This window comes from Bradyrhizobium sp. AC87j1 (genome assembly GCF_002936975.1).
Classification (GTDB): Bacteria; Pseudomonadota; Alphaproteobacteria; order Rhizobiales; family Xanthobacteraceae; genus Bradyrhizobium; species Bradyrhizobium shewense.
This window is the reverse complement of sequence record NZ_PTFE01000018.1, coordinates 84701-101588: the sequence shown is the minus strand read 5'-3', so window position 1 is coordinate 101588 and position 16888 is coordinate 84701. Positions and strand designations below refer to the sequence as shown.

Sequence of the window (16888 nt, the reverse complement as noted above, 5' to 3'; positions counted from 1 at the left end):
CAACACCGTGGTGCACTTCACCATCGACGGCAGCCCGATCGCGACGACGACCACCACCGATGCACAAGGCGCCTGGTCGTTTACGCCGAGCGGGCTGACTGACGGATTACACACCATCGTGGCGAGCCAAACCGACACTTTTGGCAACACCGGCTCGGCCTCGCTAAACTTCACGCTCGACACCACGGCACCCGCGGTCGCCATCACCAGTGCGGGCGGACCCGTCAACCAGGCGAGCCAGACCATCACCGGCACGGTGGGCGTCGCCGATGCCGGCGCCAGCGTCACCATCCTGGATGGCGCCACGACGATCGGTACCGCGATCGTGCAGGGCAACGGCAGCTGGAGCACCACGGTCACGCTGAACCAGGGCGGCAACTCCCTGACGGCACGGGTGAGCGATGCGGCCGGCAATACCGCGACCAGCGGCGCGGTGGTCTACACCCTCAGCACCACCGGCCCGACCGTGACCGAGGCCCTGGTCTCCGACACCGGCGCTTTGGCCACCGACCATGTGACCGCCAACCCGGCGCTGAACGGCACCGGCCTCGCCAACACGGTGGTGCATCTGACGATCGATGGTGTTCTCAGCACCTCCACGGCGACCACGGATGCGCAAGGCGCCTGGTCGTTTACGCCGAGCGGGCTGGCCGACGGATTGCACACCATCGTCGCCAGCCAGACTGACATCTTCGGCAACACCGGCTCGGCCTCGCTGAGCTTCACGCTCGATACCACGGCGCCGACGGTCGCCATCACCAGCACCGGCGGACCCGTCAATCAGGCCAGCCAGACCATCACCGGCACGGTCGACGTCGCCGATGCCGGCGCCACCGTCACCATCCTGGACGGCACCACGACGATCGGTACCGCGATCGTGCAGGCCAACGGCAGCTGGAGCACCACGGTCACGCTCAACAATGGCCCGAACTCGCTGACGGCCCGGGTGAGCGATGCGGCCGGCAACACCGCGACCAGCGGCGCGGTGGTCTACACCCTCAGCACCACCGGCCCGACCGTGACCGAGGCCCTGGTTGCCGACACCGGCACGTCGGCCACCGACCACCTCACCACCAACCCGGCGCTGAGCGGCACCGGCCTTGCCAACACCGTGGTGCACTTCACCATCGACGGCAGCCCGATCGCGGCGACGACCACCACCGATGCACAAGGCGCCTGGTCGTTTACGCCGAGCGGGCTGACTGACGGATCACACACCATCGTCGCGAGCCAAACCGACACTTTTGGCAACACCGGCTCGGCCTCGCTAAACTTCACCCTCGACACGTCGGCGCCGACCGTCGCGATCACCAGCGCGGGCGGACCGGTCAACCAGGCCAGCCAGACCATCACCGGCACGGTGGGCGTCGCCGATGCCGGCGCCAGCGTCACCATCCTGGATGGCGCCACGACGATCGGTACCGCCATCGTGCAGGGCAACGGCAGCTGGAGCACCACGGTCACGCTGAACCAGGGTGGCAACTCCCTGACCGCACGGGTCAGCGATGCGGCCGGCAACATCGCGACCAGCGGCGCGGTGGTCTACACGCTCGGCACCACCGGCCCGACCGTGACCGAGGCCCTGGTTGCCGACACCGGCACGTCGGCCACCGACCACCTCACCACCAATCCGGCGCTGAGCGGCACCGGCCTTGCCAACACCGTGGTGCACTTCACCATCGACGGCAGCCCGATCGCGACGACGACCACCACCGATGCACAAGGCGCCTGGTCGTTTACGCCGAGCGGGCTGACTGACGGATTACACACCATCGTGGCGAGCCAAACCGACACTTTTGGCAACACCGGCTCGGCCTCGCTAAACTTCACGCTCGACACGACGGCACCCGCGGTCGCGATCACCAGCGCGGGCGGACCCGTCAACCAGGCGAGCCAGACCATCACCGGCACGGTCGACGTCGCCGATGCCGGCGCCAGCGTCACCATCCTGGATGGCACCACGACGATCGGTACCGCGATCGTGCAGGCCAACGGCAGCTGGAGCACCACGGTCACGCTCAACAATGGCCCGAACTCGCTGACGGCCCGGGTGAGCGATGCCGCCGGCAACATCGCGACCAGCGGCGCCGTGGTCTATACGCTTAGCACCACGGGCCCGACCGTGACCGAGGCCCTGGTCGCCGACACCGGCACCTCCGCCACCGATCACCTCACCACCAACCCGGCGCTGAGCGGCACCGGCCTTGCCAACACCGTGGTGCACTTCACCATCGACGGCAGCCCGATCGCGGCGACAGTGACCACCGATGCGCAAGGCGCCTGGTCGTTTACGCCGAGCGGGCTGGCCGACGGATCACACACCATCGTCGCGAGCCAAACCGACACTTTTGGCAACACCGGCTCGGCCTCGCTGAACTTCACGCTCGACACCACGGCACCGACCGTCGCGATCACCAGCGCGGGCGGACCCGTCAACCAGGCCAGCCAGACCATCACCGGCACGGTCGGCGTCGCCGATGCCGGCGCCAGCGTCACCATCCTGGACGGCACCACGACGATCGGCACCGCCATCGTGCAGGCCAACGGCAGCTGGAGCACCACGGTCACGCTGAACCAGGGTGGCAACTCCCTGACCGCACGGGTCAGTGATGCGGCCGGCAATACCGCGACCAGCAGCGCGGTGGTCTACACGCTGAGCACCACCGGTCCGACCGTGACCGAGGCCCTGGTCGCCGATACCGGCGCTTCGGCCACCGACCACGTCACCGCCAACCCGGCGCTGAGCGGCACCGGCCTCGCCAACACCGTGGTGCACTTCGCCATCGACGGCAGCCCGATCGCGACGACAGCGACCACGGATGCGCAAGGGGGCTGGTCGTTTACGCCGAGCGGGCTGGCCGACGGATTGTACACCATTGTCGCAAGCCAGACCGACACTTTTGGCAACACCGGCTCGGCTTCGCTGAGCTTCACGCTCGACACCACGGCACCCGCGGTCGCCATCACCAGCGCGGGCGGACCGGTCAACCAGGCCAGCCAGACCATCACCGGCACGGTGGGCGTCGCCGATGCCGGCGCCACCGTCACCATCCTGGACGGCACCACGACGATCGGTACCGCGATCGTGCAGGCCAACGGCAGCTGGAGCACCACGGTCACGCTCAACAACGGCCCGAACTCGCTGACCGCACGGGTGAGCGATGCGGCCGGCAACATCGCGACCAGCGGCGCGGTGGTCTACACGCTCAGCACCACCGGCCCGACCGTGACCGAGACCCTGGTCGCCGACACCGGCACCTCCGCCACCGATCACCTCACCGCCAACCCGGCGCTGAGCGGCACCGGCCTCGCCAACACCGTGGTGCATCTGACGATCGATGGTGTTCTCAGCACCGCTACGGCGACCACGGATGCGCAAGGCGCGTGGTCGTTTACGCCGAGCGGGCTGGCCGACGGATTACACACCATTGTCGCAAGCCAGACCGATACCTTTGGCAACATCGGCTCGGCGTCGCTGAGCTTCACCTTCGACACAACGGCGCCGACCGGCGGTACACCGGACCTGACAGCGGGCTCGGACAGCGGTACCTCGGCTACCGACAACCTCACTTCGGCGACGTCGCCAAGCTTCACGGTGGCGCTGAACCCGGCGGCTGCCATCGGCGATACGGTGCAGCTGTTGCTGGGCGGCTCGCCGCTGGCGCATCCGGTCACGCATGTGATCACGGCCGCCGACGTGACGGCAGGCAACGTTAATCTGACGGTGACTGCCGGCGATCTCGGAGCCGATGGCACCAAACAGATCACGGCGCAGTTCAGCGATGTCGCCGGCAACAGTTCGACGAGCGCAGCCCTGAGCTTCACGCTCGACACGACGGCACCCGCGGTCGCCATCACCAGCACCGGCGGACCCGTCAACCAGGCGAGCCAGATCATCACCGGCACGGTGGGCGTCGCCGATGCCGGCGCCAGCGTCACCATCCTGGACGGCAGCACGACGATCGGTACCGCGATCGTGCAGGGCAACGGCAGCTGGAGCATCACGGTCACGCTGAACCAGGGCGGCAACTCCCTGACGGCACGGGTGAGCGATGCGGCTGGCAACACCGCAACCAGCGGCGCGGTGGTCTATTCTGTCGGCGTGCCCGGCGCCATTCTCGGCGATGCTGGCGACAACACCCTGACAGGGACCGCCGGGAACGATGCATTCCAAGGCTTCGGCGGTAATGACACATTCAATGGTTTGTCGGGCGTTGATCGAGCGGTCTATGTCGACGCGACCGGGGGCATCACCGCCGATCTGACGACAGGAACCGTGACGGGTCCGGGTGTCGGCACCGACACTCTGGTCGGTATCGAAGCCATCCAGGGCAGCAACTTTGCCGATCACTACTCGGCGGTCGGTTTCAGCGGCAATTCCGGGGTGCCTGGCACGCCAATTGGCCTCAACAGCTTCGAAGGCATGGGGGGAGATGACATCATCGCCGGCACGGTCAATCCTTCCGGAGAGATTCTGACCCGCATTTCCTATGTCAGTGCGACAGCGGCAGTGGTCGTTGATTTCGCCGCGGGAACAGCGAACGGCGATGCATCAGTCGGCAACGACATCTTCACCAATGTCAATTCGGTCATTGGGTCAGCATTTGGAGACACGCTGCGGGGCAGCGACAATCCGAACGGCACTTTCGAGCAATATGACGCTCGTGCCGGCAACGATCTGATCGATGGCCGCGGCGGCTACGATTTTGCCGTCTACAACAACGACGCCACCACCACCACGGGCATAACCGTCAATCTTGCGGCCGGTACCGTCACTGGCGACGCGACAATCGGGACCGATACGCTGCGTTCAGTGGAAGCCGTCCGCGGCACCAACTTCACCGATACTTACGATGCCACTGGTTTCAGCGCCACCAGCACCAATGCCGGATCGAGCGGCACCTTCAACAATTTCGAAGGCATGGGCGGCAACGATGGCATCATCGGCAACGGCAACACCCGACTCCAGTATACGCAATCAACCGCCGGCGTGACTGTCGATTTCCTCGCGGGCACTGCAACCGGCGATGCCTCGGTGGGTACCGATACATTCACCGGCGTCAACGCCGTCATGGGCTCGATGTTTGCCGACACCTTTTCTGGAAGCGGCGCCAATGAGAACTTCATGGGCCTTGCCGGCGATGATTTCATCGACGGAAAAGGCGGCTTCGACACGGCGCAATATGCCAACCTGACCTTCACGACGGGGGGGATCAGCGTTCACCTTGCCGCTGGAACGGTGACCGGAGATGCCTCGAGCGGCACCGACACCTTGCGTTCAATCGAAGGCATTCAGGGCACTAATTTTACCGACACTTATGACGCGACTAACTTCGGCGTCACCGGCGCTATCGATCCCGCGACCGGCCTTCCCTATGCCAATGTCGGCAACAATGGCACCTTCAATCAATTCGAGGGAATGGGCGGTAACGACATCATCACCGGCAACGGCAACACTCGTCTGATCTACACCAATGCAACCGGCCCCGTGACGATCACTTTCGCTCTCAACGGCTGGACCAGCACCACCAGCGGCGCGTCGGGTACCGTAACCGGTGATGGGTCCGTAGGCACCGACACCTTCTCCGGTGTCGGCTCGGTGTCGGGGTCGTCATTTGCCGACACCATCACCGGCTCGAACAATCCAAACAACACCTCGGAGGAATTTGCCGGTCGCGGCGGCAATGACTTCATCGACGGTAAAACTGGTTTCGACAGGGCTTTCTACAACAACGATGGTTCGGCGTCGGGTATTCAAATCGATATGGCTTCGGGCGTCGTGACCGGCGACGCTGCTATCGGAACGGACACCCTCCGATCCATCGAAGCGATCCGCGGAACCGGCTTCGCCGACACTTATGTCGCGACCAATTTCGGCGTCTCCGGCGCAAATGTCGGCGATTTCGGTACCCTCAACGAGTTTGAGGGAATGGCCGGCAATGACACGATCACCGGCAACGGCAATACCCGCATCGCATACTACAATGCTCTCGATGGGGTGACCGTCGACCTCGCCGCCGGCAACTCCCACGGGACTGCCTCCGGTGACCTCGCAGGTGTCGGGACAGACACGTTCACCGGCGTGAATGCCTCCCGCGGTTCAGCTTTCGCTGACGTCATTCTCGGGGATGCCAATGCCAATGCCCTCGACGGCAGGGACGGCAATGATCGGATCGACGGCCGCGGTGGCGCCGATACCTTGACCGGCGGGAACGGCGCCGACACCTTTGTCTACGCCGATGGTGACGGAGCAGACACCATCACGGACTTTAACCGTACCCAAGGCGACACGATCGATCTGACAGGGTTGTCAGGCTTCTTCACGCTCGCAGATGTTCAATCGAAGGCAACGGTGAGCGGCGGCAACACCATCATCGATGTCGGAAGCGGGAATACTCTGACGCTGATAGGTGTAACAAGCCTCCAGCAGAGCGACTTCATCTTTCCCAACGCCACCAACGGCACCTCGGGCTCGGATGTGCTGCTCGGAACGAGTCAAGCGGATGCAATTTCCGGCCTCGCCGGAAATGATCGGCTTCAGGGATTCGGCGGCAACGATCTGCTCGATGGCGGGACCGATTTTGACCGCGCTGTCTACACCGATGCCACGGGCGGGATCTCCGTGAACCTTGCGGCGGGAACGGTATCCGGACCGGGAGTGGGTACCGATACGCTCGTTGCGATCGAAGCCGTGGTTGGCAGTGATTTTGCGGACACCTTCAATGCGACCGGTTTCGCCGGGGTCACCGGTACGCCCGGTACGCCGATCGGGTTCAACGAGTTCGAGGGCCGCGGTGGCAACGACACCATTCTGAGTGACGTGAATCCTTTAGGCGCGGCTCTGACGCGGGCTTCCTATGTGGGCGCCACTGCCGGTGTGACTGTCGACATCGCAGCCGGAACGGCGGATGGAGATGGATCCGTTGGTCACGACACGTTTGTTGGCTCTGGAATTCTTGCCGTCTGGGGCTCTTCGTTCGCCGATACTCTTTTCGGAAGCAACAATGGATTCGGTACGATCGAGGTATTTGCGGGGTTCGCTGGCAACGACGTGATCGACGGGCGCGGCGGCTTCGACCGCGTCGACTACAATAACGATCCGACCACCACGTCGGGTATCACGGTTAGTCTCGCGGCTGGCACCCTGACCGGGGATGCCACGGTTGGTTCTGATACACTTGTGTCGATCGAAGCGGTCCGTGGCACCAATTTTGCCGATACCTACAACGCCGTCGGATTTAGCAGCACCAGCACGAACTCCGGCTCGCTCGGGACCTTCAACGAGTTCACCGGCGAAGGCGGCAACGACATCATCACCGGCAACGGCAACACGCGCCTCGGATTCAACAATGCGACCGCAGGCGTCGTGGTGGACATAGCAGCCGGCGCGGCTACCGGGGACGCCTCGGTCGGAAGCGATACGTTCACGGGCGTCAATGCCGTCATGGGCACGATGTTCGCCGATTCCTTGTCGGGAAGCGGCATCAACGAGATATTTACCGGGCTTGGCGGCAACGACACGATTGACGGTCGCGGCGGCTTCGATACCGCCAGCTACAACAACATCTATCTTTCGACCGGCAGTGTCACCATTGACATGGCGTCCGGCACGGCCACGGGCGACTCCTCGATCGGTACGGACACGCTGCGTTCGATCGAAGCCATCCAGGGAACCGTCCTTGCCGATACCTATGTGGCAACGGGATACGGCCTCGCAGGCGCTCTTAACGTCGGCAACAACGGCAGCTTCAACCAGTTCGAGGGACTTGGTGGTGACGATGCCATTACCGGCAACGGCAACACGCGTTTGATCTACACCAATGCAACCGGTCCCGTGACGATCACGTTTGGCCTCAATAGCTGGACCAGCACCACCAGCGGCGCGTCGGGTACCGTAACCGGCGATGCGTCGGTAGGCACCGACAGCTTCTCGGGCGTTAGTTCGGTGTCAGGGTCCTCATTCGCCGATACCATCACCGGCTCCAACAATCCCAATGGTACAGCGGAAGATTTTGCCGGTCGCGGCGGCAATGACTTCATCGACGGCAAAACTGGCTTCGACAGGGCGTTCTACAACAATGACGGTTCGGTTTCAGGTATTCAGGTCGATATGGCGTCAGGCGTGGTGGCCGGCGACGCTTCCATCGGAACGGATACCCTCCGATCTATTGAAGCGATCCGCGGGACCAATTTCGACGATACATATGTCGCAACCAACTTTGGCACCTCAGGTGCAAATGCCGGCGACTTCGGCACCCTCAACGAGTTCGAGGGAATGGACGGCAATGACGCCATTACCGGCAACGGCAACACGCGCATTGCATTCTACAATGCGCTGGATGGGGTGACTGTCGATCTAGCCGCCGGCAACTCCCATGGGACGGCCTCCGGTGACCTCGCCGGCACCGGGACAGATACCTTCACCGGCGTGAATGCCGTCCGTGGGTCATCCTTTGCTGACTTCATTTTTGGCGATGCCGGCAGCAACACGCTGGATGGGCAAGCAGGAAATGACGTGATCCAGGGCCGAGGAGGTGCCGACACGTTAATAGGAGGAGCGGGAAGCGACCAATTCGTCTTCACTGCGATTTCTGATTCGACGATTGCAAATCACGATACGATCAGCGATTTCGTTCATGGTGCAGACATCATCGACACCTCGGCGATCGCGGGGGTGACGAGTGCCCAAGGCTTGCTAAGCGGGAGCGCCCAAGTCGCCGCGCACAGTATCGGGTGGATTCAGAGCGGCGCAAATACGATTGTCTACGTCAACAACTCGACCACAGCGCAGAATCAAGGGTCGGCGGATATGGAAATTGTCTTGACCAATGTAACCGCGAATATACTGACCAGTCAGGATTTTCTCCTCCACATCTAACGGTCAACGCTCAGGGGAGAACATCAGGGCCGGGAATCGCCGACCTGCTGGATTTTTGCCAGACGACGCGAGGAGCTGACCTTCAGGAAGCTCTCTTCTTTCATCGATGCAGGCAGGGAGCGCCGCACGCTTTGCATATGGCCTCGCACATTTTCACGCGCGTCGGCTACTGGAACGAATCCATCGAGGCCAAGCCGTTCCGCCAAGGCTGCCAAGGACGGCAAGGACCCCAGCGAGCAGCTGCATGCCGACGATTATATGGTCTACGCCTTGCTCCAGCGCGCAGGACAGCCGAGCCCGCGACGTCATCGCGGACATGGTTGCGACGACGGGCTATGCGGCCGCCGGCCGCACTGAAGGCGGAGCCGAGCCGGTTTGCCTATGTCGATGCGATCACCTGTTTCGCCCGCGCTCTTGGCGCCGCGCGCTCCGGCAATGCAGACGCCGCAACGGCGGACATCGCCAAACTGGCGGAGCTACGGGACGAGCTGCAGCGGGACAAGGATGCCTATTGGGCGGAGATCGTCGACATTCAGCGGCAGGCCGCCACCGCCTGGCAGCTCAATGCCCAGGGAAAACAGGCCGACGCGTTGGAAGCGATGCGCGTTGCCGCCGATGCCGAAGACAAGACCGAAAAATCCATCGTGACGCCGGGACCGCTTGCCCCAGCACGCGAGCTTTACGGGACCATGCTGCTTGAGCGGGGCATGGCGACGGAGGCATTGGTCGCGTTCGAAAGTACCATGCGCAAGGAGCCGAATAGATTTGGCGCGACGATCGGCGCCGCTCACGCCGCCGAGAAGGCGGGTGACGCTGTGAAGGCCCGTCAATACTACGCGAAAGTCGTCGGCATGGCGCGCGATGGCGACTCCTCGCGGGAGGACCTCGCGGCCGCACGGAAGTTCATGGCTCAGAATTAGCAAGAGTGCCGCGGCAGGCTACCATGCGGCTGACAACCAAATTCGTTGCGATCAGCGCAGCCTCCGCGCTGCTGTGCGCAGCCGCTGCGATCTGGATATTGCGATCCGGCGAACCGGCGCGTGCAACGGCGGCATCCGGCGAGGTCCGTCCGGTGTGGACGGAAACCGACTGGCCTTTCGCCGCAGATCCCTGGGGCAAAGGAAAAGCGTTCCGCTGCAAGGCCGACGATTGCGGCGGCGAGGTCCAGCTCTGCGTTCGCGCCAAGCTCGGCTTCTGCAATTGCGCCACCGGCGTCGCTGACGATGGCGATCTCGAGCAAATGGGCGACCTGGCGCTGATTGGCAAGGCAACGCCGCTCGGTGCCGGCCGAGAGATCATCGTCGGTCCGATGCGCGGCCGCAGTCGGGCCTATCGTCTTGAAGGAAGTCGCAACGCCGCGCTCTCACTCGCCTTCAATCAACGCTGCGACATGGTGGCAGCGACGGCTTTGGTTGGACCGGGCGCGCCCGCGTCACTGGAGCCGGCGGTGCTGGCGTTCCTCAATGGCGACCGCATGTTGAAATGGGCCGAGATCGCGCTTGGCTTATAACTCAGAGCGATTCGGCTTCCGTCCTTCGCAGAGCCGACGACCTTCTCGATGCGCGCACCGAGCGCGCTGCGGTCAGCGGAGCCGACCATTCCGGCAGCGTCACTGCTGTACGCCACATCTTTGACCGGAAAATCCGCAGGTGCGTAGTTCTTGGTGGAAGCAGAGGCGCTCGTTTCGTCGTCCAGGGAGAATAGTGTCTTGGCCGCGCCACCAAGATCGTTTGCCGGCACCCAAGATGAGAATGTCATGGTCCCCTCCGAAGCGTCCGCTGACTGCCTCGCACGCTTGAACGAATGGAAGGACGAGAACGGAAAGAACCCTTGTCGCAACCGAAACAATAAAGCTCCGGAGCGATGGTGGCTCATCCTCTTCCAGGCGACGAGCGATCTTGTTGATCGGGTGTCGGCGAACCAGTTCTCCCCGACGGCTTCGGCGGGGGAATCGGCCTGCGTGAGGGCAAGACAACCATAACAAACAGAACGTTGATCAGGAGCCATATCCCAAGAATAAGAAGGACAGTACGCACGATAAACGACCATCGTTTGATTGAAATCTGCCGAACTTACCTCCTGCCTCATATCTAGGATGCAGCCGGCACCATACCGCGTCGCAAAAAGGGAGCCGCCGTAGCGCAGCCCCGGTAAAAACGGCCTCGACATCCACCCTACCAAGACGCCGAGGCCGTCAGGCCCTGAGCGCGTTGGCGGCGCTCGGAGCGGTCACAGCCTAGTCCGGCGCAAAACTCGGGTCTGTGCGGTTTCGAACATTCATGCACGTTGACGGCGCCGTGTTCCAACAGACACGGATGGCTGGGCCTTGCGGCCTGTGGCCAACCGCTGGCACCGGATCGATCGGCGGCGGCTAGGACGGGATGACCGGGCCGGTCCGCGAAACGCCGGTCCAGCTCCTCAGGCGGCACCGTCCGAATCTGCTGCCGAAGACCCTGACTTGGTCCAACCGGCGCGATGGCTACATATCGCACGGTGAATAGCGACTAATTGGCAATTAAGAAGAACCAATAGCGCGTTTCGGTAGTTGACTCATGCGCGATCCGAACAACGGGCTTATTGTTCGCGCCGAGCACTAGTCTAGAACCCCGGGCCGAAACAACATGAAGGACCTCAGGCGACGATTAGAGAAGCTCCGCTCTGACGCCAGAGAATTCGACCTGATGAGTCAGCGGGCAACGGACGTAGAAAAGCGCGAGCTGTTTAAGCGCTTGGCGGATGAACTTGCCATAGAAGCTCTTGAGCTTGAGCAGCTCGTGAAACAAAAAGGGCAATCGGATCCCAGCGACCAGCATGAGGTCGTGGAATTGATCCGTCCCGAGCGGAAGCGCGGCTGACACGGAAAAGAGGCCAAGCCGTCGGCTTGTCTTCCTTATCCGCCCCGCGCACATAACGATTTTTGAGCATAGCTCCGTCGAATCGGCGGTTGCTGCGCCGCCGGCGCTGGCGCCCGACTTCGTGCCCTCCATCAATATCCCCCGCGACCGGCTTCGGATGACTCGGCGCGATCACCATCTTCGGTGCTGTTCTCGCGTCTGAGCTGAGGCAGAGCGGAAAACGACAGCGCCAGGCCCAGAGCGGAAGAGGACTGCTGCTGCCGCGGTTGGCACAGCGAAAGAGTCCGCGCATCACGCGGCACGGGCTGCGCGCCGTAGCATCATCAGCGAAATCGCATGCGAGAGTAGGCCAGTCCACGAAGTCTAATGCTGTCTCTGTTCCAGCTCTTTGAGCAAGGCGTGGAGAAACGCGCTGGCATGGTCGTGATTTGCATTGTCGTCCGCCACGCCACGCGCGCAGGGACTGAGCACGCTGCCGACAATTTCCGGTCCAGGCGCCTCAATGCGCTCTGACCAATGATCGAGGAGATCATCGGAAGTGTCTCGGGCGGACGTAAGTAGCTTCAGCAGCCGAGGTGCACGATCGTGCTGCTTGCCAGGTCGGTCTGCGCATGCATAGAGCGCGAACAAGCTTCGGAAATCATCGCGGGATATTTTACGACTCTCATTTTGTCTGACAGCCAAATGTAGCGCGGGCGCAACACTTCGCTACCTCGCCTGGTCTTGCAGAATGGTCGCCATCCTGGCTTTGAGGCTCGTGGGTCCTCGGTCCCAAATCGGATCGCCATAAATCAACCTGAAGAAGCCGAAGGATGGACGAGACGCCACCGCAGCTCTGGTTCGGCGTCCGTATAATTACGGGCGGTGCTCGTCTTGCGTTGGGCTGTGGTTTGCGCAACAGCAACGCGCATCACACCGAATTCGGGACACGCGAAATGGTTCATTAGCTTTCCTGTGGCTAGCTGGGAGCGTGCCGATTACCGCCGATTGCGGCACATTGGAATGGGAATGCCGGCCCTGGCTGTTTTGCCCCATCCTGCAGCTGGGGCCGTTTTGAACTTTCGCAGCATCGTTCAAACCCGGTCCGCAACCATGCTTAGAGGCATTGCTATCGCGCTATTTGGAATGGGCATCTTCTCGTAGCTTGATCGCGCGCTGTTCTATGGCCGCCATACTGACGCCGCGCTCAGGCTGATGCGGGAGATCGGCCGAGGCTTTGGGCTGTAGAGCGGCCTGCACCTAAATCGATGAAATCTCGAGACTTCATCTTCTCAGGAGTAATCCGATTTCTCACGCCATCCGCTTGACCGAGCCGGTATGTCGCTATTTCAGTGGCGTAATCTGACTGCGCGCCGAAACGTGCGGCTGGCGCTTAAGAGCAAGAGGCTATCAAGCGTTTCACACGTCATTTGTGTCGGAATGATTGATCGAATGACATGCGAGCGGCCCGACGGTGTACTCGAACGCGGCCCGGTGAACGGTCGCGATCAAGACGATCGCCGGCATGCCGGGATGCGGGCGAATGTTCGGTGTGCCCGCCAATTCGCTTTGATCAATCCGGACGAAGGCGTGTAGTACGGCGCATTCGTCTTCGGATCAGGCGGGCGCCCACGCTAGTGATCAATTGCCGCCCGGCTGGCGGCGTGAGCACGCCAGTGCTGCTTTTTTCAAAGATGTTTGAATGCGGTGAAGTGAGTGCGCCGTTTTGTCAGCGATAGCGAACAAAGGACGCAGCGTTCAAACATGACGACCGCCGTGCATCGTCGAACGATGGCACTCGATCACAGGCTTCTTTAGGGTTGTTCGATCAGGGGAGAGTTGCACCGCCCATCGCAACGCCGCGGCCGACGCGACGGACTCGTCGCCTCATCGGTGATGGAGATGCTTCTATTTTCTGAGCGAAGCTTCCGCTTCCTCGTCACGCCGCAGCAAGCTATCGTGCAAGTGGTTCAGTCCCGAAACTCCAACGAGAGATAGGCCTTTGTCGCACACAGCGACATGGTCCAGGTCCAAATCCGGCTTTCGGAGCGCCTATCTTCGTCGTACGATGCATTCCCCCAAGTTCGGGGTGAACACGAGATGGCGCGAATTCCTTGGGGTGCAACGGTGCCCTGTTCGTCCCACTGGTTCTGACGCAATCCGCGGGGATTGAACAGCAAGTCGGCCAGCTCGATCGCACGTGCCGTCTCTTAGTCCGCAGCAGACTGCTGTGATCAATTGGACCTGAGTGCATCTGCCCGTATCCATCTAGCGATCTTAGATCCGGAGATCAAAAGTCAGTTTCGATAGACGAAGCATTTGCCTAGTCCAGGACGTGGATCGATGTCCAATCCTCGATCATTAGCTCCCGAGACAAATTCTAGCCGAGGTGTCAGCTACGTCGGTAGTCTGGTCGCAATCGGCGCCATCTATCTCGTCTTGGCCAAAGGTGGGCTTGCTCTCGCGTCCATTCATCCCAGTTCAACGCCAATTTGGCCGCCGACAGGTGTCGCGCTGGCGGCGGTGCTGTTGGGGGGATATCAGACCTGGCCAGCAATTTTTGCGGCAGCGTTGATCGCAAATGCGACGACGGCGGGCTCGGTTGCTACCGCAATCGCGATTGCGGCCGGTAACGCTCTTGAAGCGGTTGTAGGCGCTTATCTCATTAATCGATGGTCGAGCGGATGTAACACTTTTTCAACCCCCGATTCTGTCGCAAAGTTTGCTGTGATCTGCGTCGTCATCGCGACGCCGATCAGCGCCAGCATTGGACTGACCAGTCTGACAATCTTCGGGTACATCGAACAGAAGAGTTTCGCGGACGCGTGGATCACCTGGTGGCTGGGAGATGTGACAGGCGCACTGGTCATTACTCCCGTTATCGTGCTTTGGGCATCAAGCCGCTATCATGACTTCGAACGCCATGCGCTTCAGGAGACGGTCGGCGTCCTCACAACAGCGGCGGTTGTTGGACTCATTGCTTTCAGCCCTTTGATCGAGCAAACGCCCGGCCGAGATCCACTGGGTTTTCTGGCGATCTTGCCAATGTTGTGGGCGGCGCTGCGCCGCGGTCCACGCGATACCGCGACGGTCGCCCTGATGCTTGCGGGCATCACGATCTGGGGCACGCTCACGGGCGGCGGCCCGTTCACTACTACGGACCTTAACGCATCGTTCCTGCTGGTGTTGATGTTCTTGATCAGCATTACCGTTCCAAGCTTGTTGCTGAGCGCCGATGTCGAGGTGCGCAAGAAAGCGGAGGAGCGTCTGCGCCGCGCGCGCGTCGAACTCGAGCAGAAGGTCGCAGAGCGAACGCAAGAGCTGGAGCTCGCCAGTGCTGCAAAATCACGCTTTTTTGCCATGGCAAGCCATGATTTGCGGCAACCGTTACATGCATTAGGGCTGTTTGTTGCCCAGCTGCGCACGCCGCTCGAACCGGGGGAGAGGGCGAGGACGATCGAGCGGGTCGACGCAACGCGCAAGGAAATGGACGAAATGTTCAATTCGCTGCTGGACATTTCGAGAATCGATGCCGGGATGCTTAACCCTTACATTACCGAATTCCCGATCGGGCGCCTGTTGCAGAAAAGTGAGACGGCGTTTGATCAGGCGACGCGTGAAAAAGGCTTGCGCTTACGCGTCAGGCCAAGTGAGGCCTGGGTGCGGAGCGACGCCATGCTGCTCGAACGCATACTCCTGAATCTGGTGTCCAATGCTGTACGCTATACGTTGCAGGGCGGGATCTTGGTCGGATGCCGTCGGCGCGGTGAAATGCTGCGCATCGAAGTATACGATACCGGTCCCGGCATTCCCGAGGATCAAAAGCAGAATATCTTTGGCGAGTTTTTTCAAGTTCCTGCTCCGGAGCAGAACCGGTCCGGCGGCCTGGGGCTCGGCCTTGCCATTGTCGACAGGCTTCGCTTGCTTCTCAACCATCCAATTGAGCTCGCTTCGACTGTGGGTCGCGGTTCGCGATTCACGATCCTGGTTCCGAAGGTCGACGAATGCGTCAGAGCCGCAGCGCCCGCCGACTTACCACACCCCGGTGCTTTTGCAGTCGACGGCAAGGCAATTCTTGTTATTGCCGATACTCCCATCGTGCAGGAGGGAACGGGCGGATTGCTCAGCAAATGGGGATGTTCGGTTCTTGCCGCCGGATCCGACGAAGCCGCACTGGTTCGACTTGCTGAGCGCGAACAACGCCCCGACCTCATCATCTCGGACTATCATCTCGCACGCGGGAAGACCGGAATCAGGGCAATTGAACAAATCAATGCGGCGTTTGGCTCGTCAATTCCTGCCATTCTCATCAGCGGCGATACAGCAGCTGAACCACTGCGGGACGCCAAGGATAGAGGATACGTTTTGCTGCATAAGCCGGTTGACCCAATGCAGCTCCGCGCCGTCATGCACAAGCTGTTTAGGGATCACGATGGTGGGAGAGACGCTGGGGCAGTGTCATGATCCAGATTTCGGCGGCCACTCCCAGCCCATTTTTCCGACCTTTATGATGGCCTCGGTGCGCGTCGCTACGCCGAGCGTCTTGAGAACGACCGTGATGTGATTCTTCACCGTAGGCACTGCCATATTGAGTATCGTGGCAATGACCTTGTTGCTCTTCCCCTTCATCAGGAGCGCAAGCACTTCAATCTGCCGATCGGTCAACCCGAGCCCCTTGAGCGAGTCGGGCGCCACTGGCTTGTTTGCATGCCGTGGGCCCGCTGTCTTCTCCAGTATCTCCAACGGGATGTAAACTCCGCCGGAGAACACCAATTCAATAGCCTTGAGCATCACCTCGCGTTCCGTGGTTTTCGGAATGAAACCCAGCGCGCCGAATTTGAAGGCGCGCCTGACTGTGTCTTGATCATCGGAGGACGAAAGAATGACGACAGCAGTCCTCGCATAGCGATCGCGCAGTTCGCAAAGGACGGAGAAGCCGTCGCGATCAGGCAAATTGATATCAAGCAAAATGAGGCTGATGTCGGGATGCTCCTCGACGATGTGCATGGCCTCTCGGCCGCTCGAAGCTTCGAATATGACGGCTTCTCGCTTTAGTTGCTTGAGGACAGCGTGCAGCGCGGCCCGAATCAATGCGTGATCGTCAACAACAAGCACCTTCATAAAAAAGCTCTCCGTCTTCTGGCCGCCCGGAGATCAATAGAAAATCATACACCCA

Annotated in this window: 6 protein-coding genes; 5 read left to right on the top strand and 1 reads right to left on the bottom strand. The window is 61.4% G+C overall.

Features of this window, described 5'->3' with window-relative positions; translation table 11 throughout:
- The first annotated feature begins 7 nt into the window (after nucleotides 1-7).
- The 5 genes from CV770_RS12525 to CV770_RS12500 all read left to right on the top strand — a co-directional run bounded on the left by CV770_RS12525 (nucleotide 8) and on the right by CV770_RS12500 (nucleotide 16176).
- Nucleotides 8-8878 (top strand): Ig-like domain-containing protein, encoded by an 8871-nt coding sequence (locus CV770_RS12525; RefSeq protein ID WP_104462558.1) that lies wholly within the window; start codon nucleotides 8-10, stop codon nucleotides 8876-8878.
- 335 nt (nucleotides 8879-9213) lie between these two features.
- Nucleotides 9214-9798, top strand: coding sequence for a hypothetical protein (locus CV770_RS12520; protein WP_245453747.1), 585 nt, complete (start codon nucleotides 9214-9216; stop codon nucleotides 9796-9798).
- Nucleotides 9799-9821: 23 nt separating this feature from the next.
- On the top strand, nucleotides 9822-10388 hold the full coding sequence (locus CV770_RS12515) for a hypothetical protein (RefSeq protein WP_091956187.1): 567 nt from the start codon (nucleotides 9822-9824) through the stop codon (nucleotides 10386-10388).
- Between the two features lie 1111 nt (nucleotides 10389-11499).
- Nucleotides 11500-11733, top strand: coding sequence for a hypothetical protein (locus CV770_RS12510; RefSeq protein ID WP_091956186.1), 234 nt, complete (start codon nucleotides 11500-11502; stop codon nucleotides 11731-11733).
- A 2322-nt stretch (nucleotides 11734-14055) separates the two neighbouring features.
- Nucleotides 14056-16176: an MASE1 domain-containing protein gene (locus CV770_RS12500; protein WP_201759823.1), complete on the top strand. Its 2121-nt coding sequence runs from the start codon at nucleotides 14056-14058 to the stop codon at nucleotides 16174-16176.
- Here CV770_RS12500 and CV770_RS12495 read toward each other — a convergent pair.
- The gene (locus CV770_RS12495) at nucleotides 16171-16833 is read right to left on the bottom strand and encodes a response regulator transcription factor (protein WP_091956184.1); all 663 of its coding nucleotides are present in this window, start codon (nucleotides 16831-16833) and stop codon (nucleotides 16171-16173) included. The genes CV770_RS12500 and CV770_RS12495 overlap by 6 nt on opposite strands.
- Between the last annotated feature and the right edge of the window lie 55 nt (nucleotides 16834-16888).

What these genes read in the sequence shown, in the direction of transcription:
- CV770_RS12520 (WP_245453747.1), top strand. Translation starts at nt 9,214, where the DNA reads ATGCGGCCGCCGGCCGCACTGAAGGCGGAGCCGAGCCGGTTTGCCTAT.
- CV770_RS12515 (WP_091956187.1), top strand. Translation starts at nt 9,822, where the DNA reads ATGCGGCTGACAACCAAATTCGTTGCGATCAGCGCAGCCTCCGCGCTG.
- CV770_RS12510 (WP_091956186.1), top strand. Translation starts at nt 11,500, where the DNA reads ATGAAGGACCTCAGGCGACGATTAGAGAAGCTCCGCTCTGACGCCAGA.
- CV770_RS12500 (WP_201759823.1), top strand. Translation starts at nt 14,056, where the DNA reads ATGTCCAATCCTCGATCATTAGCTCCCGAGACAAATTCTAGCCGAGGT.
- CV770_RS12495 (WP_091956184.1), bottom strand. Translation starts at nt 16,833, where the DNA reads ATGAAGGTGCTTGTTGTTGACGATCACGCATTGATTCGGGCCGCGCTG.